The sequence below is a fragment of the Streptomyces corchorusii genome, assembly GCF_001514055.1.
GTDB classification, from domain to species: Bacteria; Actinomycetota; Actinomycetes; order Streptomycetales; family Streptomycetaceae; genus Streptomyces; species Streptomyces olivaceoviridis.
This window is the reverse complement of sequence record NZ_KQ948353.1, coordinates 282,500-304,369: the sequence shown is the minus strand read 5'-3', so window position 1 is coordinate 304,369 and position 21,870 is coordinate 282,500. Positions and strand designations below refer to the sequence as shown.

Sequence of the window (21,870 nt, the reverse complement as noted above, 5' to 3'; positions counted from 1 at the left end):
CCCGACCGGAAATCCCCGTGGTTCCCGGTTTCGGACGCCCCGGCCCGGGGACCTCGGTACGGACCCTGACGTACCCCTTTTGCTTCGACTTTCATTCGACTTTCCATTCGACGTTCGCCCGGTACGTCCCTGGTGCCGGCCATGCCCCGGCGGGCCCGGCCGCGCCTCGGGCACCCGCCTCGCCCCAGCCGGGCCCGCCCCCGTGACCAGCGAAGGAATTGGAACTGATGAGCGAGACGAACCCTCTGAAGCGAGCGGCGGACAAGGTGGCGGACGCCTTGCAGGGCGGGCCGGCGGGCCCCGAGGACGGCATCCCGGGCAAGCCGGGACCCAAGTCGCCGCCGGTCGCCGAGCCGACCGACCCCCATGAGCCGTACCCGCCCAAGCCCGACCAGAGCGGCCCGGCCACCGTCTCGCCGACCGGGCAGCCGACCGGCGCCGACCAGGCGCGGATGGCACAGAGCGGCAGCTACCTGACCAACGCCCAGGGCACCCGGCTCTACGACACCGACCACTCGCTCAAGGCGGGCCCCCGCGGACCGGTGCTCCTCCAGGACCACCACCTGCGCGAGAAGGTCATGCACTTCGACCACGAGCGCATCCCCGAGCGCGTGGTCCACGCCCGCGGCGCCGGCGCGCACGGCGTCTTCCGCAGCTACGGCACCGCCGCCAACGTGACCAAGGCGGCCTTCCTCGCCGAGGACGTCGAGACACCGGTGTTCGTCCGCTTCTCCACCGTGCTCGGCTCCCGTGGCTCCTCCGACACCGTCCGCGACACCCGCGGCTTCGCGACGAAGTTCTACACCAGCGAGGGCGTCTTCGACCTCGTCGGCAACAACATCCCGGTGTTCTTCATCCAGGACGCCATCAAGTTCCCGGACGTCATCCACGCCGGCAAGCCGCACCCGGACCGGGAGATCCCGCAGGCGCAGAGCGCCCACGACACCTTCTGGGACTTCGTCACCCTGCACACCGAGGCCACCCACCACACCCTGTGGAACATGTCCGACCGGGGCATCCCCCGCTCCTACCGCACGATGGAGGGCTTCGGCGTCCACACCTTCCGCCTGGTGAACGCCGAGGGCGGGACCACCCTCGTGAAGTTCCACTGGAAGCCGAAGCTGGGCGTGCACTCCCTGGTGTGGGAGGAGGCCCAGATCATCAACGGCGTCGACCCCGACTTCCACCGCCGCGACCTCTACGACGCCATCGAGGCGGGCGCCTACCCGCAGTGGGAGTTCGGCATCCAGACCTTCCCCGACACCCCCGACCAGACCTTCGAGGGCATCGACCTGCTGGACCCGACGAACATCGTCCCCGAGGAACTGGCCCCCGTGCAGCCGATCGGGCTGCTCACCCTCGACCGCAACCCGTCGAACTTCTTCGCCGAGACCGAGCAGGTCGCCTTCCACGTCGGCCACCTCGTCCCCGGCATCGACATCACCGACGACCCGCTGCTCGCCGGCCGGCTCTTCTCCTACCTGGACACCCAGATCACCCGGCTCGGCGGCCCCAACTTCCCGCAGATCCCGATCAACAGGCCGCACTCACCCGTCAACGACATGCTGCGCGACGGCTTCCACCAGACAGCCGTCCACCGCGGTGTGGCCCCCTACCGCCCCAACTCCCTCGACGGCGGCTGCCCGTTCACCCCCGGGGCGGACCTCGAAGGCGCGTACGTCGAGACCCCCGTCCGCGTCCCCGAGGCGACCAAGGTCCGCGACGCGCCCGAGTCGTTCCAGGACCACTTCAGTCAGCCCCGCAGGTTCTGGCTGAGCATGAGCCCGCCCGAGCGCGAGCACATCATCGGCGCCTACACCTTCGAACTCGCCAAGTGCTACGAACAGGCCATCCGGGAACGGGCCCTGAAGGTCCTGGCCAACATCGACCCGGAGCTGTGCGAGGGCGTCGCCGCCGGCCTCGGCCTGCCCGCCCCCGCGCCGACGGTGCCGCTCGCCGACGTCGAGCCCAGCCCCGCCCTCTCCCAGGTCGGGCAGACCTGGCCCACCGACGGCCGGATCATCGGCATCGTCACCGGCCCCGACGGCGACCTGGACGGCGTACGGGCCGTACGCCAGCAGGTGCTCGACGGCGGCATGGTCCCGCTGATCGTCGCACCGGCCGGCGGCACCCTCGGCGACGGCGCGGACGCCCTGACCGTGCAGCGGACCTACGCCACCGCGCGTTCCGTGGAGTTCGACGCGCTGCTGGTGGCCGGCACCCCCGGCGTGGGCGCCGACGCCTACGGAGCCCGGGACGCCAAGGCGGGTCAGCCCAACGGCCACCAGGCCACCCCCGACCCGCGGGTGGGGCTGCTGCTGGCGGAAGCCTTCCGGCACGGAAAGGCCATCGGCGCCGCCAAGCGCGGGCAGAGCGCCCTGGAGGCGGCCGGCATCCCGCTGGAGGCACCCGGTGTCGTCGCCGACGACACCGCCACCGCCGCGCTCCAGCAGCTCACCCAGCTGCTCGGCACCCACCGGGTCTGGGAACGCTTCCCGTCCGCCGCCTGACGGCCCCGGACATCCGTCCGGACCCGCGCCGGCTCCCCATGACACCGGGAGCCGGCGCGGGGCCGCTCACTCAAGGGTGGTGCGGCACAGCAACAGGCAGATGTCGTCGTCGTGTTCGGAGTCGTGCAGCATCGGCTTGAGCAGCGCGTCGGCCGCCCCGTCCAGATCCGCCAGATCCGACCGGCCGAGCGCCCCCATGGCCTGGGCGAGGCGGTCGATGCCCGCGTCGATCCCGGCCGACCGCCGCTCCACCAGCCCGTCCGTGTACAGCGCGAGCGTCGAGCCCACCGGAAGCTCCAGGGTGTGCTCCTCGTACGAGAACGCCATCGGAACCCCCAGCATGATCCCCGGTCTGGCCTCCAGCACCCGCACCTCGCCGTGCGGGCCGCGCGCGATGGCCGGCGGATGCCCGGCCGCCGCCCACACCACACCGGGCTCCCCGGGCGTGAACCGGGCGATCGCACAGGTCGCGTACAGCTCCGGCTGCTGATGGCGGAGCATCCGGTGCAGCAGGGTGAGGATGCGTGCCGGGCCGTTGCCCTCGACGGCGTAGGCGCGCAGCGCGGTCCGCAGCTGGCCCATGATCACCGCCGCGCGCAGCCCGTGCCCCGTGACGTCCCCTATCACCGCCAGCACACTGCCGTCCGGCTGCGGGAACGCGTCGTACCAGTCGCCGCCGATGTTCAGACCGTGCGTCGCCGGCAGATAGCGCGCGGCCAGGTCGAGGCCCGGGGTGGCGGGCAGCTCGGTCAGCTGGGCCCGTTGCAGGGCCTCGGCCACGTCCCGGTGCTGCTCGTACTGGCGGGCGTTGTCCAGGGCGATGCCCGCCCGCCGGGCCAGTTCCAGCAGCATCACGGTGGTGTCCGGGTCGAAACGCTCGCCGGGCGCCGCCAGGGTCAGCACCCCCTGCACGGTGCGCGCGCCGAGCGGCAGGCACAGCAGCGGCCGGTCCGGGAAGAGCGCGGAGGCCGGCAGGTCGTCCACGCCGGGGAGGTCACCGGGGTGCGGGCCCGCGTGCTGCGGACGCCCGGTGCGCGCCGCCGTCACCGTGGCCGCCGTCCGCTCGGCCGGCGGGATCCGCTCGTCGTCCACGAACCAGACGTCGACGTGCCGCGCGTACTCCGGGACCAGCAGCTCGGGCAGCCGGCGCAGGATGTCCTCGTGATCGAGGGAGGCGTTCAGCACCGCGCTCGCGTTGGCCAGGAAGGTCAGCAGCCGGCGGGCCTTCTCCGCCTCCGCGCGCGCCGCCCGCTCCGCGTCGAGGAGCTCGCGCTGCGCCAGCGCCGCCGCCTCCAGCTCGGCGTGCAGCGCCAGCACGCCCTGGTTGGTCTGGTGCAGCTCCTCCCGGTGGAACCGCAGCAGCTTCTCCCGCTCCGCCAGGTGCGCCAGCAGGGCGGCGGTGTCCTCGTCGGCGCCCAGCACCGCCTCGGCGAGCGGGGCGTCGTCCAGGCCGGGCAGCGGGCCGGCCACGGGGGAGGGGCAGACGAGCGTGTCCTGCCAGGGCTCCGGCCCGTCCAGGGCGACCCGCAGCTTCCCGTCCGCCTCGGCGGCGACCGCGAGGTCCGCGCCGCCGGCGTCGACGGCGCGGCGCAGCCGGGCGCCGAGCGCGCTCAGGAAGCGGGCCCGGTCGAGCGCGGGCACCCCGGCGTCCGTGGTGAGCCGGGCCAGCAGGGCACGGGCGCGGGCCGCGTCGACGGCGGAGGCGATGGTCCAGTTCTCAGAGGCGGCTGTCATGGGCGCTGGTCCGGCGGTCGGGGGCCAGTACGGCCACGCTGGTGTCGTCGCGTGCGGGGCGGGCCGGACTGCCCGCGTCGCGCAGGATGGCCCCGGCCACCACCGACGGGTCGTGGGCCAGCAACCGGGGGTCCTCCGGCGGACGCCACCGGCTGGGCAGTCCGTCACTGTGCACGACGAGCAGGCTGTCCCGGTGCCACGGCACCCGGCGCACGGGCACGTGCGCCGGGAAGTACGCGCCGACGATCCCCGGATGGGAGACGAGGGACGTCCAGGAGTCCCCGGTGCGCACCCGGGCGCCCACGTTGCCGACGCCCGCGAAGCTGAGTTCCCCCCGGTCCGTGTCCACCTGGGCGACCGTGACCGCGGCGCCCCGGGTGGGCCGCAGCGCGATGTGCAGCCGGCGCAGGATGTCGGCCGGCGGCAGATGGGCGGCGTGGCGCAGCTCCGCCACCGCCGCGGTGGAGGCGTGCGCGGCCTTCGGACCGTGCCCCAGGCCGTCCGCGAGCAGCAGCGTCACCAGACTCCCGGAGCGCACCCAGCTCCACGCGTCACCGCTCTGCTCGGCCTGCGCGAGGGCGGTGGTGATCCCGCCCGCCGGCACCGGTGCCGCCGGTGTCCCGCGTCTGCCGGGCTCGGGGTCGATCCGCGCCGCCGCGACCGTCCCCCGGCCCGGCAGGCTGTACAGGTGGAAGGCGTTGGCGCTGCGCTGACAACTGCCCAGACCCGCGCCGAGCGAGCCGGCGGCGGTGGACCAGCCGTCCCGCAGCGCGGCACCGACGTCGGCGATGCCCGGGCCGTGGTCGAGCGTGAAGAGCTGTACCGACACGGCCTCCCCGCCGACGGCCGGCGCCGCCACCAGGTTGACCACCATGTGGCCCCCGCCGGCGTGTTTGAGCAGGTTGGTGGCCAGCTCGGTGGCGACCAGCTCCGCGGCCGACGTGCGCGCGACGGCGAGGCCCGCCTGTCCGCACGCCTCACGGGCCGCGATCCGGGCGTCCCGGACACGCGTGGAGTCGTGCACCGGGATCTCCCACACCCGGCTCATCCCACCCCCGGACGCGACGAGGGCACCTGGGCCACCCAGGCGACGGCGGTGACGGTCGTGCCCCGTCCGGGCTCGGTGTCCACGCTGAACTCGTGCACCAGCCGCTTCGCTCCGCTCAACCCGAGTCCGAGGCCGCCGCCGGTGGTGTAGCCGTCGGTCATGGCCAGTTCCAGGTCGCGGATGCCCGGACCGCTGTCGATGAAACACATGCGCAGCCCCCGGCTGCGGCCGTTGTCCAGCGGCGTGATCTCCGCCCGCCCGCCGCCGCCGTGCACCAGCGTGTTGCGGGCCAGCTCGCTCGCCGCCGTGACCAGTTTGGTCTGCTGCACCAGACCGAAGCCGAGTTGCGCCGCGCACTGCCGCACCTGCTGCCGGACCCAGGCCAGATCCGCGTCCGAGCCGATGGGCAGGCTCGTGGCGGAGACCTGGCCGGACGACCGCATCAGCTCCCCCTCTGCGACAGCAGTTCCATGGCACGGTCGACGTCCAGCGCGGTGACCAGGCCGGGCAGGGTGAGCCCCAGCTCGACGAGGGTGATCGCGACGGCGGGCCGCATACCGGCCAGGACCGTACGGGCGGCCAGCAGGCCGGCCGTGGAGGCGATCTCCGCGAGGACCCGGCCGAGGAACGAGTCGACGATGTCCACGCCGGAGATGTCGAGGACCACACCGGTCACCCGGCTGGTGGCGATGCGGTTGGTGATGTCATGTTGGAGCTGCTCGGCCATGCCGTCGTGCAGCTCGCCCTGCAAGGAGACCAGCAGGACGTCGCCCAGGGCGAGCACCGGGACCTGGGACGGCTGGGCGGGAGTGGGCTGGTTCACCGGGCGCTCGCACCCGCGTCCGCACGGGACACCTCGATGCCCTGCTTGCCCAGCGCGTAGGCCAGCGCGTCGGACAGCGAGGCGCGGGTGAGCACCGAGCCCAGGTCGATGCCGAGCTGCACGATGGTCTGCGCGATGGCCGGGCGGATCCCGGACACGATGCACTCCGCGCCCATCAGACGTGCCGCGGCCACCGTCTTCATCAGGTGCTGCGCGACGAGCGAGTCGACCGTCGGCACGCCGGTGATGTCCAGGATGGCGTAGCGGGCCCGCTGGTCGACGATGGCCTCCAGCAGCGACTCCATCACGACCTGGCTGCGCGCGCTGTCCAGCGTCCCGATCAGGGGTACGGCGACCGTGCCCTCCCACAACTTGATGACGGGGGTGGCCACTTCGAGCAGTTGCTGGCGCTGCCGCTCGATCAGCTCGGCGTTCGCGTCCAGCGCCGTCTCCATCACCACCAGGCGCAGCGTGCCGAGCAGCAGCGTCAGCGCCATCACGCTCTCCTGGGCCTGCGGGGTGGCGGGGTCGGCGAACTCCTCGCGCAGCAGGTCGACCGCGGGCACGCGCAGACCGGCCACCTCGTCGGCGATCTGGGCCGGGGTGGATCCGGCGCGGGTCCGGGTCTGGGTCATCCGCCCCAACTGGTCACGCACCGGCGCGAAGCCGGGCGCCGTGATGTCCTCCAGCCGTCCGCCGACGGCCACGTCGGACAGCGCCTCCACCACGGCCTTGCACGCCTCGACCGCCTCGTCACGGGAGACGGTGAAGACCGAGCGGAACAGGGGGGCGTCGGCCCAGCGCTGGGCGATCTGCTCCTTGCGCCGTTCCAGGAAGGCACTCACCACCTGCGGGGCCGATGCGGCCGCGTCCTGCTCGGGCACTCTCATCCTCTCCTCTCGCACAGCCAGGTCCGCCGGTCGGCCGGCTCCCCGTACCGATCATTGCCGACCGCCCACCGTAGCCTCCGCAGTCTGGCCGCTCCAAACCCGGTCCCGGCAACTTTCCCCAGGTCAGGGTCGTTTGACCAGGGACCCCGTGCGGACCCCGCCGACAGCGGGGGCGCAGCCGGCCGCCGCGTCCTCCGGCGGGCCGGGGCCGCGACCCCGGGCGCCGACACGGCCGGACGGCCACGACGCCGGGTGCCGTCCCGAACGGGGCGGCCGACGCGACCGGGGCACGGGGGTGCCGGGCGGGCGGGGGCGTACGCCGCTGTGCCGTGGCGCGGGTCCGCGGCTCGGCCAGGGGCCGCCGTGCCGTGGTGCGGGGCCGGTGCCGGGCGGTGGCCCGCGGTGTCGCGGTGTGGCGTACGGGCGTGGCCGGGAGCCGCCGTGCCGGTGTGCCGCGTACGGGTCGGGCCGTGGGCCGCCACGCCGTGATCCGGAGCGTGGGCCGTGCCGCAGGACCTCGTGCCGGGGTCCGGAGTGGGGGCCGGGACGTAGGGCTTCGGACCGTGGTCCAGAGTGCCGGCCGTGCCGTAGGACCTGGTGCCGCCGTGCGGAGCGTGGGCCGCGCCGCAGGATTCCGTGCCGCGGTGTGGAGCGTGGGGTTGCGCCATCGTGCGGACCAGTCGGCGGGCAGGGGTGGGCGACGGCCCGGCCGTGCTCGGCCGCCGGCTCGTCCCGGTCTGCTTCCCGCGCACGTCGATTCGGCTCCTTCGGTGCGTTCACGTGGTGCCGGCCCGCCGGTGTGTGCCGCCGGGCCGGTGTCGGTGAGCCGCCTACCCCGAAACCCGCGCGACTCTCCTCGCTGTTGCGGACGTCACCCGTGCGTGCGACCGGCCGCGACCGCGGGGGTCAGTCACGCGCCGGTGCCGGGGCCTCGGAGCGGACCGGTGCGGGGTCCGGCTGCGCAGAAGGGCGGCGACGGCGCAGCAGCAGGCGCCGTGCCGGGCGCTCCACCCCCTCGTACAGGACCCAGGACAGGGCGAGCGACACGGTGAACGCGGCGGCGGTGACCGCCAGCCCCGCCAGGGCGCCGAAGTGCGGCTTCTTGCCCAGGAACTCCGTCGCGGCGCGCAGGACCAGCAGGTGGACCATGTAGAAGGCGAACGACAGCTCCCCCAGCCGTACCATCCGCCGGCGCCGCCACAGGGACGGCAGCCCGTGCAGGTCGGCGACCGCCGCCGCCGGGATGAGCAGGGCGAAGCCGGCGAGGGTGCACACGGTGGCGGAGTAGCCGGGCGTGACCTGCGGGACCATGAAATAGCCGATGACGGCCAGGGCGAGCGAGGCCTCCAGGCCGGGTCCGCGCCAGCGGCCGAGCAGCACCAGCCGCGCGGTGACCGCGCCGAGCACGAACTCGGGCAGCCGCGCGGCGGGGAACGAGTAGACCGAGTAGGTCCACCAGTGGTGGGCGTCCGCCCAGGCCAGCAGCAGGACCGCCGCCACCGACAGTCCGCCCAGCGCGGCCGAGCCGCGCGCCCCGAGCCGGCGCAGCAGCAGGATCAGCAGCGGGAAGGCGGCGTAGAAGAACGCCTCGCAGGCCAGCGACCAGCTCACCGGGTTCAGCGTCTGCCACCACGGCCGCCACCAGGAGTGCAGCAGCAGCGCGTTCCCCAGCGTCTGCTTCGCCGTCGGCCGTGCCTGGTGCGTCAGCGTGCACGCCATGACGAGGGCGACGACGAGGGTGGCCAGGTGCACCGGGTAGATCCGGGCGACGCGCCGCCGCCAGAAGGCGAGCGCCCGGTCGCGGGGCCGCGCCGACCAGGTCAGCACGAATCCGGACAGGACGAAGAAGAACGACACTCCGGTGGCGCCGGCGCCGAAGGCCCAGGACACGAGGCGGCCACCGGTGCCGCCGAACCAGCCGAAGTTGTGCACGTGCAGTCCGAACACCAGCAGCGCCGCCATCCAGCGCAGCCCGGTGAGAGACGGCAGGGAGGGCAGGGCGGCCGGCGCGCCGGACCCGGCGGTCGCCGCGCCGGCCCGGGCGGCTGGCGTCCGGAGCGCGGGAGTCGTCGCCGTGGTCATCACATCACCTGCCGCAGGGGGTTCGCGTGGGGCATGAAGGGGTACGTTGCCCGCCGACCCCCGGTCCCTCACGCCGCACGGGAAACATCACACTGCTGCCGAACGACGGACCGCCGTCCGTGCCACGGACGGCGGGACCCGGTGCACCCGCCCGGGTGAGCACGCTCACCGCGGTGCCCCGGAGAGGTGGAAGGAGCGCGGGCGCAGTAGAGGGCGGAGCTGGGTCCCAAGCTGGTGGTCCGCAGGACGACCGGGCCGCCGCCGGCCTGACCCGGTTCGGGCCGGCGGCGGCCATGAACCCCTCCCGGCGAATCCGGAAATTCGTAAGTATGTTCCGATTAAATAGGCCCTTGGTATCGTTGATAACGTGAGCAATAGATCGCTGATCCTTGAGGGGATCTCGGCGAACACCGGTGTCGCGTTCACCCTGCTGACCCGGCCCGGCGTACGGCCCGGCACCGACCTGTCGGCGCGGCTCGGGGACGTGGTTCCGGCCGGGGGCCCGGCCGCCCCACGCGGATCCCGCGCCGACGGAACCCGCACCACGGACCGGAGCACGACGTGACGGCTGCGACGACGAAGACACGCACCACCGAGGCCCCGCCGGCCTGGAACCGGGGATCACCCCACCCGCTCTGGCTGGCCGTTCCGCTGCTGCTGGTCGTCGCCATCCCGACGGCCGACGCGTTCCTGCCGTCGGACATCCATCTCGCCCACCTCCTGGTCGTCGCCACCGCCTGCACCGCCATGGCCTACGGCCCGCGGGCCACGGCGCTGGTCGGCGTGCTCTCCGTCCTCGCGCTGATCGCCGCCGGCACGGAGCGCAGGACCCTCGCCACCGAGAGCGTCCTCGTCGAACTGTGCACGCTCGCGGTGCTCTGCGCGCTGCTGGTCGCCTCCACCCGCCTGCGGGACCGGCGCGGGCGGGAACTGCTCAGAGCACGTGCCGTCTCCGACACCGCACAACGCGTCGTCCTGCGTCCGCTCCCCACGCGCGCCGGACCGCTGTCCCTCGCCAGCGAGTACCACAGCGCCGAGGCCGACACCTACATCGGCGGCGACCTCTACGCCGCGGCCCGGACCGCCCGCTCCACCCGCCTGGTCATCGGGGACGTCCGCGGCAAGGGACTCGCCTCCATCAGCGACACCGCCATCGTGCTGGGCGCCTTCCGGGCCGCCGCCCACCGCCCGATCCCGCTGCCGGAACTCGTCGCCTACGTGGAGGACGCCGTCCACTGGGGCCTCAACGAGTTCTCGGACGTCGATCCGTACGTCGGGGAACGCTTCGTGACCGCCGTCGTGCTCGACATCCCGGACGACCAGCCGGTGATGCACATGATCAGCTGCGGGCATCCGCCGCCCCTCCTGCTGCGCCGCTCCTCCGGGACCGCGACCGCGCTCCACGTCACCGACCCGGCTCCGCCGCTCGGTCTGGGCGCCCTGTCCCACAGCACCTACACGGCGGCCACCTTCCCCTTCCACGACGGGGACAGGATCCTGCTCTACACCGACGGCGTCACCGAGACCCGCGACGGCGACGGCAGGTTCTACCCGCTCGCCGAACGCCTGGCGAAGTGGTCCCGCCTCGACCCCGGCCCCCTCCTGCGGGAGATCGTCGCCGACCTGCGCGACCACGCGGGCGGACTGGTCCGGGACGACATGGCCATGATGGTCGTCCAACGCGACGGGGCGCCCGCCGCCGGCTGACGGACGCAGCAGCGCGGCCCGATCCGGCCGGACGTCACAGCAGGTCTTCGACGCTGATCGGGACCCGCCGCACCCGGCGGCCGGTCGCGTGGTGCACTGCGTTCGCGATCGCGGCGGCGGCACCGACCTGACCGATCTCCCCGACGCCCAGCGGGTACACCACGCTGTCGTCGGGTGCATGTGGTTGGCCTCCAGCAGCGCCTGGCCGAGACCCGGGGAGCGCTCCGTCAGCCGCGAGGACCCGCACCCGTCGCGGGCCGCTCCAGTCGCGCAACGGCCTTCTCGGCCCGGCGCCGGGCCTCCCGGACGGCGCGGCCGGCCTGCCGCTCCCGGTCCCGCGCGTCCCGCTCGGCGGCCCGGGCCCGCTGCTGCTCCTGCTCGGCGTCCCGCAGCCGCTCCCGCAGCACACGGACCCGCTCCTCCACGTCGGCCAGCCGTGCGCCGGCCGCCTCCACCGCCCGCGCGGCGCTGTCGGCCTCCTCCTCGCGTGCGCGCAGGTCCCGCCCGGCCTCGCGGGCCTCGGCGACGCGTCGTCGTTGTTCCTCAGCCTCCCGGGCCTTGTCCTCGTCCTCTTTCCGGGCCTTCTCCTTCCGGGCCGCCTCCTCCCGAGCCTTGTCCTCCTGCCGGCCCTCGTCCTCCTCTTCCTCGCGGCCCCCGCCCCGGGCGGGGGCCTTCGGTTCGGGAGCGGGTCGGCGGCCGAGCAGGGACTCGTCGGCCGCCGGGAACCCGATCACCGAGCTGAGCGGCTTCACCAGCCGGCCCGCCGCCCACTCCCGCGCGGCCTCCGGATCGGCGAGCGCGGCGTGCAGGGTCCCCTCGACCTCGCGCTGGACGCCCTCGCCCACCGGATGCCCCGCCTGTGCGGCCAGCCGCCGGGCCTGCCGTCCCAGCGCGCCGATCACCTCGTTCTGCCGGCGGGCCAGCCTGCGCAACTGTGATCCGTTCAGCTCGCGGTGCGCGCGGCGCAGCTCCTCGCCGAGGCCGAGCAGCGGCTGGACCTCTTCCGGCTGCCGGCGCACCAGCAGATTGCTGACCCAGGCGGCCAGGCTCGGCCGCCGCAACGCGCCGATCTCCTTGGCGAGGGCCTGGTCACCGGCCTCGCGGGCATCCCGGACCCGGCGGTCGCGGGCGGCCACGAACTCCTCCGGCCGCAGCCCGTACAGCTCGTCGACGACGGCGTCCAGGTCCATGAGCGTCCCTCTCGACGGCCACCTCGATGACGGGCTCCGGGTTTCTCGCTCGGGCGGGTCCATGTGCTCTGCGGGCTCCCGTGCTGTGCGGCCCGCACCGGAGGGTGCGCGGCGCGCGCACCGAGTCACCGGTTCGCAGGACCGTTCGGCTCGCCGCGCGGATCGCGCCCATCCGGGGGACCATGAAGCGGGAACGCCCGGGACCGGCCTTCGGCCGACCGGGGATGTATGCGTGCGTAAACGCCTGGCGAGCGGTGCGGCGGGTGGAAGGTGGGCGGGGAAGTGGACGCGGGGCGACGAGAGACGGCCAAAATTGCACCGTTCGTTTTCTTGAATCCCTCGTGTTTATGAGGATAGGTTCGGCCGCATGACCGCGTCCCCGACCCCGACCACCGCCGAGGAGCTCCGCGGTGCCGGCCTGCGCGTGACGGCAGCCCGCGTCGCGCTGCTGGAGACCGTCCGGGACGGCGACCACCTCGGCGTTGAGGCGATCGCCTCCGGAGTCCGCGATCGCGTAGGCCACATCTCCCTGCAAGCCGTCTACGAGGCTCTTCACGCGCTCACCGCGGCGGGTCTCGTCCGCCGTATCGAGCCGGCCGGCCACCCGGCCCGCTACGAGGGGCGCGTGGGCGACAACCACCACCACGTCGTGTGCCGGTCCTGCGGCGCCGTCGCCGACGTCGACTGTGCCGTCGGCGACGCGCCCTGCCTGACCGCCGCGGACGACCACGGCTTCACCATCGACGAGGCCGAGGTCGTGTACTGGGGCCTGTGCCCCGACTGTTCCACCGGCCGCAGTTCCTGAGCACCGAGTTCCGCACAGTTCGGAAGGATTTTCCATGACTGAGAACCATGACGCGATCGTCACAGACGCGAAGTCGGAGGAGGGGAGCGGCGGTTGCCCCGTCGCGCACGACCGGGCCCTGTACCCGGCCCAGGGTGGTGGCAACCGCCAGTGGTGGCCGGAGCGGCTCAACCTGAAGATCCTGGCGAAGAACCCGGCCGTGGCGAACCCGCTCGACGAGGACTTCGACTACGCCGAGGCCTTCAAGTCGCTTGACCTCGCGGCCGTGAAACGTGACATCGCCGAGGTGCTCACGACGTCGCAGGACTGGTGGCCCGCCGACTTCGGCAACTACGGCCCGCTGATGATCCGTATGGCCTGGCACAGCGCCGGCACCTACCGCATCAGCGACGGCCGCGGTGGCGCCGGGGCCGGCCAGCAGCGCTTCGCCCCGCTCAACAGCTGGCCGGACAACGGCAACCTCGACAAGGCCCGCCGTCTGCTGTGGCCGGTCAAGAAGAAGTACGGGCAGAGCATCTCCTGGGCCGACCTGCTGATCCTCACCGGCAACGTCGCCCTGGAGACCATGGGCTTCAAGACCTTCGGCTTCGGCGGTGGCCGCGCCGACGTCTGGGAGGCGGAGGAGGACGTCTACTGGGGTCCCGAGACCACCTGGCTGGACGACAAGCGCTACACCGGCGACCGCGAGCTGGAGAACCCGCTCGCCGCCGTGCAGATGGGCCTGATCTACGTCAACCCCGAGGGCCCGAACGGCAACCCGGACCCGATCGCCGCGGCCCGCGACATCCGTGAGACGTTCCGCCGCATGGCGATGAACGACGAGGAGACCGTCGCCCTGATCGCCGGCGGTCACACCTTCGGCAAGACCCACGGCGCCGGTCCCGCCGACAACGTCGGCCCCGACCCCGAGGCCGCCTCGCTGGAGGACCAGGGCCTGGGCTGGAAGAGCACCTACGGCACCGGCAAGGGCGGGGACGCCATCACCTCCGGCCTGGAGGTCACCTGGACCAGCACCCCGACCCAGTGGAGCAACGGGTTCTTCAAGAACCTGTTCGAGTTCGAGTACGAGCTGGAGCAGAGCCCGGCCGGCGCCAACCAGTGGGTGGCCAAGAACGCTCCCGAGATCATCCCGGACGCGCACGACCCGTCGAAGAAGCACCGCCCGCGGATGCTGACCACCGACCTGGCGCTGCGCTTCGACCCGATCTACGAGCCGATCTCCCGCCGGTTCTACGAGAACCCGGAGGAGTTCGCGGACGCCTTCGCCCGCGCCTGGTTCAAGCTCACCCACCGCGACATGGGCCCGAAGTCGCTGTACCTCGGCCCGGAGGTCCCGGAGGAGACGCTGCTGTGGCAGGACCCGCTGCCGGAGCGCGAGGGCGAGCTGATCGACGACGCGGACATCGCCACCCTGAAGACCAAGCTGCTCGAATCGGGCCTGTCCGTGTCCCAGCTGGTCACCACCGCATGGGCGTCCGCCTCGACGTTCCGCGCCAGCGACAAGCGCGGCGGCGCCAACGGCGCCCGCATCCGCCTCGCCCCGCAGCGCGGCTGGGAGGTCAACGACCCCGACCAGCTCGCGCAGGTGCTGCGCACCCTGGAGAACGTGCAGCAGGAGTTCAACGCCTCCTCCGGCGCCAAGAAGGTCTCCCTGGCCGACCTCATCGTCCTCGGCGGTGCCGCCGCCGTGGAGAAGGCCGCCAAGGAAGCCGGCCACGAGATCCAGGTGCCGTTCACACCCGGCCGTGTCGACGCGACCGAGGAGCAGACCGACGTCGAGTCCTTCGAGGCGCTGGAGCCGACCGCGGACGGCTTCCGCAACTACCTGGGCAAGGGCAACCGCCTGCCGGCCGAGTACCTGCTCCTCGACAGGGCGAACCTGCTGGGCCTGAGCGCCCCGGAGATGACCGTCCTGGTCGGCGGCCTGCGCGTCCTCGGCGCCAACCACCAGCAGTCGCAGCTCGGCGTCCTCACCACGACGCCCGGCGTCCTCACCAACGACTTTTTCGTCAACCTGCTCGACATGGGTACGGCGTGGAAGGCGACCTCCGAGGACCAGACCACGTTCGAGGGCCGCGACGCCGCCACCGGCGAGGTGAAGTGGGCCGGCAGCCGTGCCGACCTCGTCTTCGGCTCCAACTCCGAGCTGCGCGCGCTCGCCGAGGTCTACGCCAGCGACGACGCGAAGGAGAAGTTCGTCAAGGACTTCGTCGCCGCCTGGAACAAGGTCATGGACGCGGACCGCTTCGACCTCGTCTGACCGACCGGTTCCACCACGCCTGACCCGTTGAACAGCACGTCCGGGTCCGCCCCGCTGGGCGGACCCGGACGTCCTGCTTTCCGGCGGTACCGGGCGTGTCAGTGGCCCAGCGCCGCCGCGCCCGCGCGCGCGTACCGCTCGTCCAGGTCGCCCGACGGGGCGCCCGCGACGCCGATGCCCGCGACCGGGGCGCCCTTGGCGGTCACCGGCGTACCGCCCGCGAGGAACAGCGTGCCCGGGATGTCCTTCAGGGTCGGGGCCTGGGCCAGCCGCCCGGTCAGCTCGGAGGTCGGCGCGTTCCAGGACACCGCGGTGAAGGCCTTGCGCTCGGCGGACACGTACGACTGCGGGCCCGCCCCGTCTCCGCGCAGCGTGACCAGCGTGTTGCCGTTGCGGTCGACGACGGCCACGGACACGTGCCGGCCGTCCTTCTCGGCCGCCTCGATCGCGGCGCGCGCCGCCTTCGTCGCGGCGTCCAGGGTGAGGTGGGTGCTCTGGGTCAGCTCTCCGCCGCGGGCCGCGACGGGAGCGGCGGCGGGCGTGGCGTCCGTGGAGTCGGCGGCGTTGGCGGCCACCGTGCCGACCACACCGGCGCCGGCGACGGCCAGGGCGGCGCCGCCGACGAGAACGCGGGCACGCAGGGACGGCTTCTTGCGGCTGGGCATGCTGAGGAACCTTCCGGTAGGGGCTGGGCCGGGGGCGGAGTCGCTCCCGGAACCGATCCTCGACCCGGTGCGGGCCGGGTTCCGTCGCCGGACCGGATGCCCCGGGTGTCATCCGATCGGATGACCCCGGAGGTCCCGGGCGTGGGCACAATGGAGGGTGTTTGCCCAGTTCAGCGCGGAGAGGGAGGTGCTCGCGGTGGCCGTACCCGAGCGCGACGACACCCGTGCCCTCACCATCGTCATGCACACGGCGTTCTTCGTGCTGCTGTCCGCGTCCGTCGCCCGCTACCTGGCCCGGCACGCCGACGGACCGCACACCCCCTGGGTGATCGCCCTGTCCGCGCTGTTGGCCGCGCTCTACGTCCTCGGCCCCGCCCTCGGCACCCGGCCCACGCCGCGCCGCCTCACCTGGCTCGGCCTGGTCGTCGCCGCCTGGGCGCTCCTCGTCGTCCTCGCCCCGAGCTTCGCCTGGTGCGCGGTCCCGCTCTTCTACACCGGCCTGCGCACCCTCCCGCCGCGCACCGCGATCCCGCTGGTCGCGCTCCTCACCGCGCTCGCGGTGGCCACCCAGCTCGGCCTGGCCGGCTGGCCCGACCCGAACGTGCTCCTGGCACCGCCCGCGGTGGCCGCCGTGGCCACCACCGTGTTCGTTGTCATGCAGCGTCAGGCGGCCCGTCAGGACGCCCTGATCGACGACCTGGTCCGCACCCGGCGCGAACTCGCCGCCACCGAGCGTCGCGAGGGCACCCTTGCCGAACGCGAACGGCTCGCCCGGGAGATCCACGACACCCTCGCCCAGGGCCTGTCGAGCCAGCGCATGCTGCTCCAGGCGGCCGACCGTCTCTGGGACACCGCGCCCGGCACCGCTCGCGACCACGTCCGTACGGCGGCGGCGATCGCCGAGCGCAGCCTCGCCGAGGCCCGCCGCTTCGTCCACGACCTGACCCCGGCCGACCTGGCCGAGGGCGGCGGCCTGCTCCAGGCCCTGCGTGCCGTCGCCGAGCGCGAGACGACACCCGCGCTCACCGTCCGCGTCCACACCGAGGGCAGCCCGCCCGTCCCGCTGCCCGCCCCCGTGGAGTCGGCCCTGCTGCGCATCGCCCAGGGCGCCCTCGCCAACGTCCGCGAACACGCGGCGGCCACCACCGCCACCCTCACCCTGACCTGCCTGGACGACCAGATCGTCCTCGACGTCACGGACGACGGCCGCGGCTTCGACCCGCGCACGCCGCGCACCCCGCCCGCCCCCGAAGCCGCCCCGGCCGACGCGCGCGGCCACGGCCTGCCCGCCATCCGCGCCCGCCTGAGCCAGCTGGGCGGCACCCTCACGATCGAGTCGGCGCCCGGCGAGGGCACCGCGCTGTCGGCGGCGATCCCGTTGGAGCCGAGATGACCCACACCCCCGAGACGGCCGCACCGGCACCGGTGCGCATCCTCGTCTGCGACGACCACGCCGTCGTACGCGCCGGACTGCTGGCGCTCCTGCACAGCGCCCCGGACATCGAGGTCGTCGGCGAGGCCGGCAGCGGTGAGGAGGCACTCGCCCTTGCGCGCAAGACCGCCCCGGACGTCGTCCTCATGGATCTCCAGCTGGGCGAGGGCATCGACGGCGTCGAGACCACCCGCCGACTGCGCGCCGAGCCGTCCGCCCCGCACGTGCTGGTCCTCACCACGTACGACACCGACGCCGACGTCACCCGTGCCGTCGACGCGGGCGCCACCGGCTACCTGCTGAAGGCCGAGCGCGCCGAGGACCTGTTCACGGCGATCCACGCCGCCGCCCAGGGCCGCCCGGCCCTCTCGCCCCCGGTCGCCGACCGTGTCATGTCCCGTCTCCGCAATCCGCGCCCCACCCTGACACCCCGCGAACTGGACATCCTCAGCCACCTCTCGCGAGGCCTCTCCAACCACGCCATCGCCCGCGCCCTCTACATCAGCGAGGCCACGGTGAAGACACACCTGCGGCGCATCTACGACAAGCTCGGCGTGGACACGAGGGCGGGCGCGGTGGCGGTGGCCAAGGAACAACGGCTGCTGCCCTGACCGGTGTCACAGAGCGCCGGCCGGCCCCCTACTTCCGCAACGCCTCGAACGCCTCCCGCCCCGCCACCCCGATCGCGAGGTCGATGTCCGGAGCCAGCCCCGCCCGCCGCCCGGCCCGGGTCAGCGCGGCGATCGCCACCCGCTCCCCGGACTCCGCCTCGACGACCCCGATCTCGTGCCGGAGATGCAGGAACGTGCCCGTCTTCCCGCTCCACCGCAGCGTGTCCGTCCGCAACTCGCTCGCCAGCCGCTGCGTGAACACCTGGAGCCCCATCATCCGGCGCAGCTCCGCCGTCGCCCCGGGACCGGCGATGCCGTCGCACCACACGCGCTCCAGCAGGCCGACGAGCGCCGCGGCCGAGCCGGCGTTGGCATGAGCCGGGTCCAGGGTCTCGATGGTGTGCCGGCCCGCTGCCTCGTCCCGGACGGCCAGCTCCAGCGCCAGGGAGAAGTCGTTGCCGGCGGCACCGGCGGCGCACTCGTACAGGTGGTTCATCCGGTGCCGCATCCGGATCCCGTCGCAGCCCCAGGCGCGCAGCCGCGCGTCGACGTCCGTCACCGGAACCAGGTCCAGCAGCGCGTCGGCGGCGGCGTTGTCGCTCACCGACAGCATGAGCGCGAGCAGGTCGCCGACGGCCACGGTGGCCGGGTACCGGAAGGCGGCGAGCCCGGTGGGGCCCACGCTGCTGGTGCCGGGATCCACCGTGACCGGGTGCGCCGGGTCGAGGTCCCCGTGCGCGATCCGGTCCAGCACGACCAGGGCGAGCGGCACCTTCACCACCGACGCCAGGGGAGTCGACTCCTCGATGTCGAAACCGAGTTGCTCACCGGTGCCGAGGTCACGGGCGAGGAAGGAGCCACGGACGCCGAGCGCCGCCCAGTCCGCGGCGATGCCCTCGGCGACATCGAGCAGGGCCCGGTCGTCGCCGACGTACACCGGCCGGTGCGCCGGTGCCGTGCTGCTCGGTGAGCGGCGTGCGGTACTCATCGGCCAGCCGCCGCCCGCCGTGCCGTCCGGCACGGCGTCTGCCGCGCCCGCCGGGAAACCGCCCCTCGGGCCTCTCCCGGTGAGCTGTTCGCCGAGCTCATCGGCGAGCCGCTTGCTGCGTTCATCCGCGAACCCCTTCCCCCACCCATCCGCGAACCCTTTACCCCGCTCACCCGCGAGCCCTCCCCGCACTCATCCGCAAGCCTCTGCCCCGCTCATCCCGAAGCCCCTGCCCCGTTCACCCGCGAGCCGCCAGTCGCGCGCGGGTGTCCTCGGCGCCGACCCCCGCCCCCGGTCCCCCGTGCCGGCCAGGCGCCGCGTCCACGGCCGACACCAGCAGCGTGGCCAGCCAGCCGGGTACGGTCCCCGCGCTGTCGCGGCCCCGGGCGGCGCTCACGTCGTACCCCCGGTGCAGGGCGGGGTCGGCGAGGGGTCTCCAATGGGCCCCGTGCTGCCGCGCGAACGGCTCGGTGCACAGCAGCAGCGCGCTCCCCGCGAGCGTCTCGGCGAGCGCGGTGGCCGCCGGTCCGGCCGGCCGGATCCGGCTCTCGGGCAGTCCGGCGCGTGCGGCTGCCCGATACAACCGGTCCTCGAAGTACGGCACTTGGTCCTCTGCCAGGAGCAGCAGGGGCGGCGGTGCGGCGGGTCCGGCGGCGCGACCGCGGCGCGGCCGTAGCTCTTCGAGGTGGACCGTACGCCGCGCGGCCCCGCCCCCGTCGCCCTCCGGCACCGGCGCGGACGCCAGGCCCAACGGCACCCGGAACGCGGCCTGTTCCGGAGGTTCGCGCACCAGCGCGTACCCGAGCGAGCCGTCGGCCAGCCCGGAGGCCCGCTCCAGGGGCGGCAGTTCCCGCATGCCGAGGGTGATCCCGTGCTCGGTGCCGGCGCGGAGGGCCCGGGCCAGCGCGGCGGGCGCGCAGTCCGCGGGCACACCGACGGCGCACACCCGGGACCGCCGGGCCGAGCGGGCGACCTGCCGCAGCCGCTGGGCCCGGTCCAGCACGTCCCGGGCGTACGGGAGCAGCAGCAGCCCCAGCTCGGTGGTCACGATCTGCCGCCGCGACCGGTCGAAGAGGGAGCCACCGAAGTGTTCCTCCAGCGTCTTGATGCGACGGCTGAGCAGCGGCTGGGCGATTCCGAGCCGGTCGGCCGCGCGGGAGAAGCTCACCTCGTCGGCCGTCGCCACGTACGCCTCCAGGTGTGCCAGGAGATCCACCCTGCACTCATATCAATACGGTATGGGATCTTCAAAGTTCCCTCTTGGACATGAGTGGCCTCCCGCTGTTTCGCTGTCCCCGCCGACCGACCCCGATGACGGGCCGACTTGGGAGGACCTCACCCATGACCGATCTCGACCGCCCCACCCGGCTGCCGCGCCGCCGCCTGATCAAGGCCGGCCTCGCGCTCACCGGCGCCGCCGTGACCACCACCGCCCTCTCCGCGCCCGCCGCCTCCGCGAGCCCGGACGCCGCGTCGCGCGCCGGACACGCCGAGCTGGCCGAGCTGGAGCGACGCTACGGTGCCCGGCTCGGCGTGTACGCGCGCAACGTCCGTACCGGGCGGACCGTGTCCCACCGGGCGGGGGAGCGGTTCGCTATGTGCTCCACGTTCAAGGCGTTCGCCGCGGCGGCGGTCCTGCGCGACCGGGCCGGGTGCGCGCCGCTGGACCGGGTGGTGCACTACCCGCCGCACGACCTCCTGCCCAACTCCCCGCGCACGGAGGAGAACCTGGCGACCGGCATGACCGTGGCCGACCTCTGTGCGGCGGCGATCCAGTACAGCGACAACGCGGCCGGCAACCTGCTGCTCCGGGAGTTGGGCGGCCCGGCCGGACTCACCCGCTTCTACCGGTCGCTCGGCGACGAGGTGAGCCGGCTCGACCGGTGGGAGCCGGAGCTGAACACCGCGGTCCCCGGGGACCCGCGCGACACGACCACCCCGGAGGCGATCGCCGCGAGTCTGGAGCGCGTCACCCTGGGCCGGGCGCTCGCCCGCGCCGACCGCGAGCGGTTCGTCGGCTGGCTGAAGGGCAACACCACGAGCTCGGCACGGTTCCGCAAGGGGCTGCCGAAGGAGTGGGTCGTGGCGGACAAGACCGGTACCGGCGATTACGCGACCGCCAACGACATCGGCGTGGCCTGGACGACCCGGCGGACCCCGGTCGTGCTGGCGGTGCTGTCCGGCAAGAGCACCCCGGACGCCCCGGTGGACGAGGCGCTGATCGCCGACGCGGCGGCCGTCGTGGCCCGCACCCTCGCCCCTGGCGAGTAACTCCGGGCAGCAGTACGGGGATTCACTCATCTGAATTCCCTGCCGCCGGGAAGGTCCGAAGCGCCGCTCAGCCGACGCGGTCGCCGTCCGACACCGGGTGGGCCTCCAGGTCCGCCGCGGCCAGCAGGTCGGCGATCAGCTCCGGCGAACCGCCGACGTACGTGCTCACCAGATCCACGTCTCCGCCCACGATCCAGGCGCGGTCCTGCGGCCACCACAGGTCGGGAAGCTCGGCGAACTCGTCCAGCGTCACCGGGGAGACGGCGTCGGCCAGCCGGCCGGCCAGCAGGACCTCCTCCCGGCCCGGCGTGCCGAACGTGGCGAACCGGCCCCAGTCCCAGCGGCCGTACCCGGACCACAGCCCGAACCAGCACCGGTCCGGGGTCCCCGTGTGCCGGGCCAGGACGGGCAGCAGCGCCCGTGCCACGTCCGGCGGGGTCGGCCCCTGTCCGGGGTGCTCGTCCCACACACCAGGGAGGCCGTGGTCGGAGCGGTCGACGTGGTCCTGGTCCGTCCCGATCACCTCGTGCCAGCGGGTGACCGGAGTGACGCGGGTGCCGTGGGCGGCGGCCACCGTCGACCAGCGCACCGGCCGCTCGTCCAGCTGGGCCGGGTGCAGGATCCGTGCGTAGGCGGCGAAACCGGGCGCGGCGACGCCCGCCACCGTGCCGAGCGCGCCCAGTTCCGATCGGGTCAGCCAGTCGGCGGGGGAGAGGTCGCCGGCCCGCACCCGCAGCCGGCCGTACCGGTCCGGAGCGGGGTCCTGGTCGACCAGGGGGTAGTCGTTCACCCCCACAGTGTGCCGTGCCACCACCCGCGGCGGCCGACCGGGCGGGCCGGGGTCCTCAGCCCCG

Annotated in this window: 19 protein-coding genes and 1 pseudogene; 8 read left to right on the top strand and 12 right to left on the bottom strand. The window is 73.9% G+C overall.

Annotated elements, in window-relative coordinates; translation table 11 throughout:
• The first annotated feature begins 227 nt into the window (after positions 1–227).
• Positions 228–2,510 carry a catalase gene (locus AQJ11_RS08580; protein WP_059262455.1) on the top strand — a complete coding sequence of 761 codons (2,283 nt, stop codon included), beginning with the start codon at positions 228–230 and terminating at the stop codon, positions 2,508–2,510.
• Between the two features lie 66 nt (positions 2,511–2,576).
• Here AQJ11_RS08580 and AQJ11_RS08575 read toward each other — a convergent pair whose 3' ends face one another.
• From AQJ11_RS08575 to AQJ11_RS08550, 6 genes are all read right to left on the bottom strand, one after another.
• Positions 2,577–4,244, bottom strand: a complete 1,668-nt coding sequence (locus AQJ11_RS08575) for a PP2C family protein-serine/threonine phosphatase (protein ID WP_059262454.1) — start codon at positions 4,242–4,244, stop codon at positions 2,577–2,579.
• Positions 4,228–5,283 carry an ATP-binding SpoIIE family protein phosphatase gene (locus AQJ11_RS08570; RefSeq protein WP_014676798.1) on the bottom strand — a complete coding sequence of 352 codons (1,056 nt, stop codon included), beginning with the start codon at positions 5,281–5,283 and terminating at the stop codon, positions 4,228–4,230. The genes AQJ11_RS08575 and AQJ11_RS08570 overlap by 17 nt, the downstream gene beginning before the upstream one ends.
• Before the next feature lie 5 nt (positions 5,284–5,288).
• The gene (locus AQJ11_RS08565; RefSeq protein WP_058083290.1) at positions 5,289–5,735 is read right to left on the bottom strand and encodes an ATP-binding protein; all 447 of its coding nucleotides are present in this window, start codon (positions 5,733–5,735) and stop codon (positions 5,289–5,291) included.
• Positions 5,735–6,115 (bottom strand): STAS domain-containing protein, encoded by a 381-nt coding sequence (locus AQJ11_RS08560; RefSeq protein WP_058083291.1) that lies wholly within the window; start codon positions 6,113–6,115, stop codon positions 5,735–5,737. The genes AQJ11_RS08565 and AQJ11_RS08560 overlap by 1 nt, the downstream gene beginning before the upstream one ends.
• On the bottom strand, positions 6,112–7,005 hold the full coding sequence (locus AQJ11_RS08555) for an STAS domain-containing protein (RefSeq protein WP_059262453.1): 894 nt from the start codon (positions 7,003–7,005) through the stop codon (positions 6,112–6,114). Before AQJ11_RS08555 ends, AQJ11_RS08560 begins: the two co-directional genes overlap by 4 nt.
• A gap of 906 nt (positions 7,006–7,911) precedes the next feature.
• The gene (locus AQJ11_RS08550; RefSeq protein WP_059262452.1) at positions 7,912–9,087 is read right to left on the bottom strand and encodes an acyltransferase family protein; all 1,176 of its coding nucleotides are present in this window, start codon (positions 9,085–9,087) and stop codon (positions 7,912–7,914) included.
• A 367-nt stretch (positions 9,088–9,454) separates the two neighbouring features.
• Between AQJ11_RS08550 and AQJ11_RS08545 the strand changes: the two genes are divergently transcribed.
• Together AQJ11_RS08545 and AQJ11_RS08540 are read left to right on the top strand one after the other, a co-directional pair.
• The gene (locus AQJ11_RS08545; RefSeq protein ID WP_059262451.1) at positions 9,455–9,652 is read left to right on the top strand and encodes a hypothetical protein; all 198 of its coding nucleotides are present in this window, start codon (positions 9,455–9,457) and stop codon (positions 9,650–9,652) included.
• Positions 9,649–10,794 (top strand): PP2C family protein-serine/threonine phosphatase, encoded by a 1,146-nt coding sequence (locus tag AQJ11_RS08540; protein ID WP_059262450.1) that lies wholly within the window; start codon positions 9,649–9,651, stop codon positions 10,792–10,794. The genes AQJ11_RS08545 and AQJ11_RS08540 overlap by 4 nt, the downstream gene beginning before the upstream one ends.
• 34 nt (positions 10,795–10,828) lie before the next feature.
• Here AQJ11_RS08540 and AQJ11_RS08535 read toward each other — a convergent pair.
• Both AQJ11_RS08535 and AQJ11_RS08530 read right to left on the bottom strand, forming a co-directional pair.
• A pseudogene (locus AQJ11_RS08535) lies at positions 10,829–10,942 on the bottom strand (xanthine dehydrogenase); the annotation flags it as partial.
• A 79-nt stretch (positions 10,943–11,021) separates the two neighbouring features.
• The gene (locus AQJ11_RS08530) at positions 11,022–11,984 is read right to left on the bottom strand and encodes a coiled-coil domain-containing protein (protein WP_059262448.1); all 963 of its coding nucleotides are present in this window, start codon (positions 11,982–11,984) and stop codon (positions 11,022–11,024) included.
• A gap of 367 nt (positions 11,985–12,351) precedes the next feature.
• Between AQJ11_RS08530 and AQJ11_RS08525 the strand changes: the two genes are divergently transcribed.
• Positions 12,352–12,789 carry a Fur family transcriptional regulator gene (locus tag AQJ11_RS08525; protein ID WP_014676807.1) on the top strand — a complete coding sequence of 146 codons (438 nt, stop codon included), beginning with the start codon at positions 12,352–12,354 and terminating at the stop codon, positions 12,787–12,789.
• A 34-nt stretch (positions 12,790–12,823) separates the two neighbouring features.
• Complete coding sequence (gene katG, locus AQJ11_RS08520) at positions 12,824–15,049, top strand: catalase/peroxidase HPI (protein ID WP_014676808.1); 2,226 nt, start codon at positions 12,824–12,826, stop codon at positions 15,047–15,049.
• A gap of 98 nt (positions 15,050–15,147) precedes the next feature.
• On the opposite strand, the gene AQJ11_RS08515 is transcribed toward katG, so the two are convergent.
• Positions 15,148–15,714: a GlcG/HbpS family heme-binding protein gene (locus tag AQJ11_RS08515; protein WP_014676809.1), complete on the bottom strand. Its 567-nt coding sequence runs from the start codon at positions 15,712–15,714 to the stop codon at positions 15,148–15,150.
• 241 nt (positions 15,715–15,955) lie between these two features.
• Here AQJ11_RS08515 and AQJ11_RS08510 point away from each other — a divergent pair, with 241 nt between their 5' ends.
• Both AQJ11_RS08510 and AQJ11_RS08505 read left to right on the top strand, forming a co-directional pair.
• On the top strand, positions 15,956–17,107 hold the full coding sequence (locus tag AQJ11_RS08510; RefSeq protein WP_244218181.1) for a sensor histidine kinase: 1,152 nt from the start codon (positions 15,956–15,958) through the stop codon (positions 17,105–17,107).
• Positions 17,104–17,757 carry a response regulator gene (locus AQJ11_RS08505; protein ID WP_014676811.1) on the top strand — a complete coding sequence of 218 codons (654 nt, stop codon included), beginning with the start codon at positions 17,104–17,106 and terminating at the stop codon, positions 17,755–17,757. Before AQJ11_RS08510 ends, AQJ11_RS08505 begins: the two co-directional genes overlap by 4 nt.
• 28 nt (positions 17,758–17,785) lie before the next feature.
• Here AQJ11_RS08505 and AQJ11_RS08500 read toward each other — a convergent pair whose 3' ends face one another.
• Together AQJ11_RS08500 and AQJ11_RS08495 are read right to left on the bottom strand one after the other, a co-directional pair.
• The gene (locus tag AQJ11_RS08500; RefSeq protein WP_244218160.1) at positions 17,786–18,745 is read right to left on the bottom strand and encodes a serine hydrolase; all 960 of its coding nucleotides are present in this window, start codon (positions 18,743–18,745) and stop codon (positions 17,786–17,788) included.
• 238 nt (positions 18,746–18,983) lie between these two features.
• Positions 18,984–19,961: a LysR family transcriptional regulator gene (locus AQJ11_RS08495; protein ID WP_059262445.1), complete on the bottom strand. Its 978-nt coding sequence runs from the start codon at positions 19,959–19,961 to the stop codon at positions 18,984–18,986.
• A gap of 125 nt (positions 19,962–20,086) precedes the next feature.
• On the opposite strand from AQJ11_RS08495, the gene bla reads away from it, so the two are divergent.
• Positions 20,087–21,016, top strand: a complete 930-nt coding sequence (bla, locus tag AQJ11_RS08490) for a class A beta-lactamase (RefSeq protein ID WP_014676814.1) — start codon at positions 20,087–20,089, stop codon at positions 21,014–21,016.
• 67 nt (positions 21,017–21,083) lie between these two features.
• Here bla and AQJ11_RS08485 read toward each other — a convergent pair whose 3' ends face one another.
• The gene (locus AQJ11_RS08485) at positions 21,084–21,806 is read right to left on the bottom strand and encodes a hypothetical protein (protein ID WP_244218159.1); all 723 of its coding nucleotides are present in this window, start codon (positions 21,804–21,806) and stop codon (positions 21,084–21,086) included.
• Positions 21,807–21,870 lie beyond the last annotated feature (64 nt).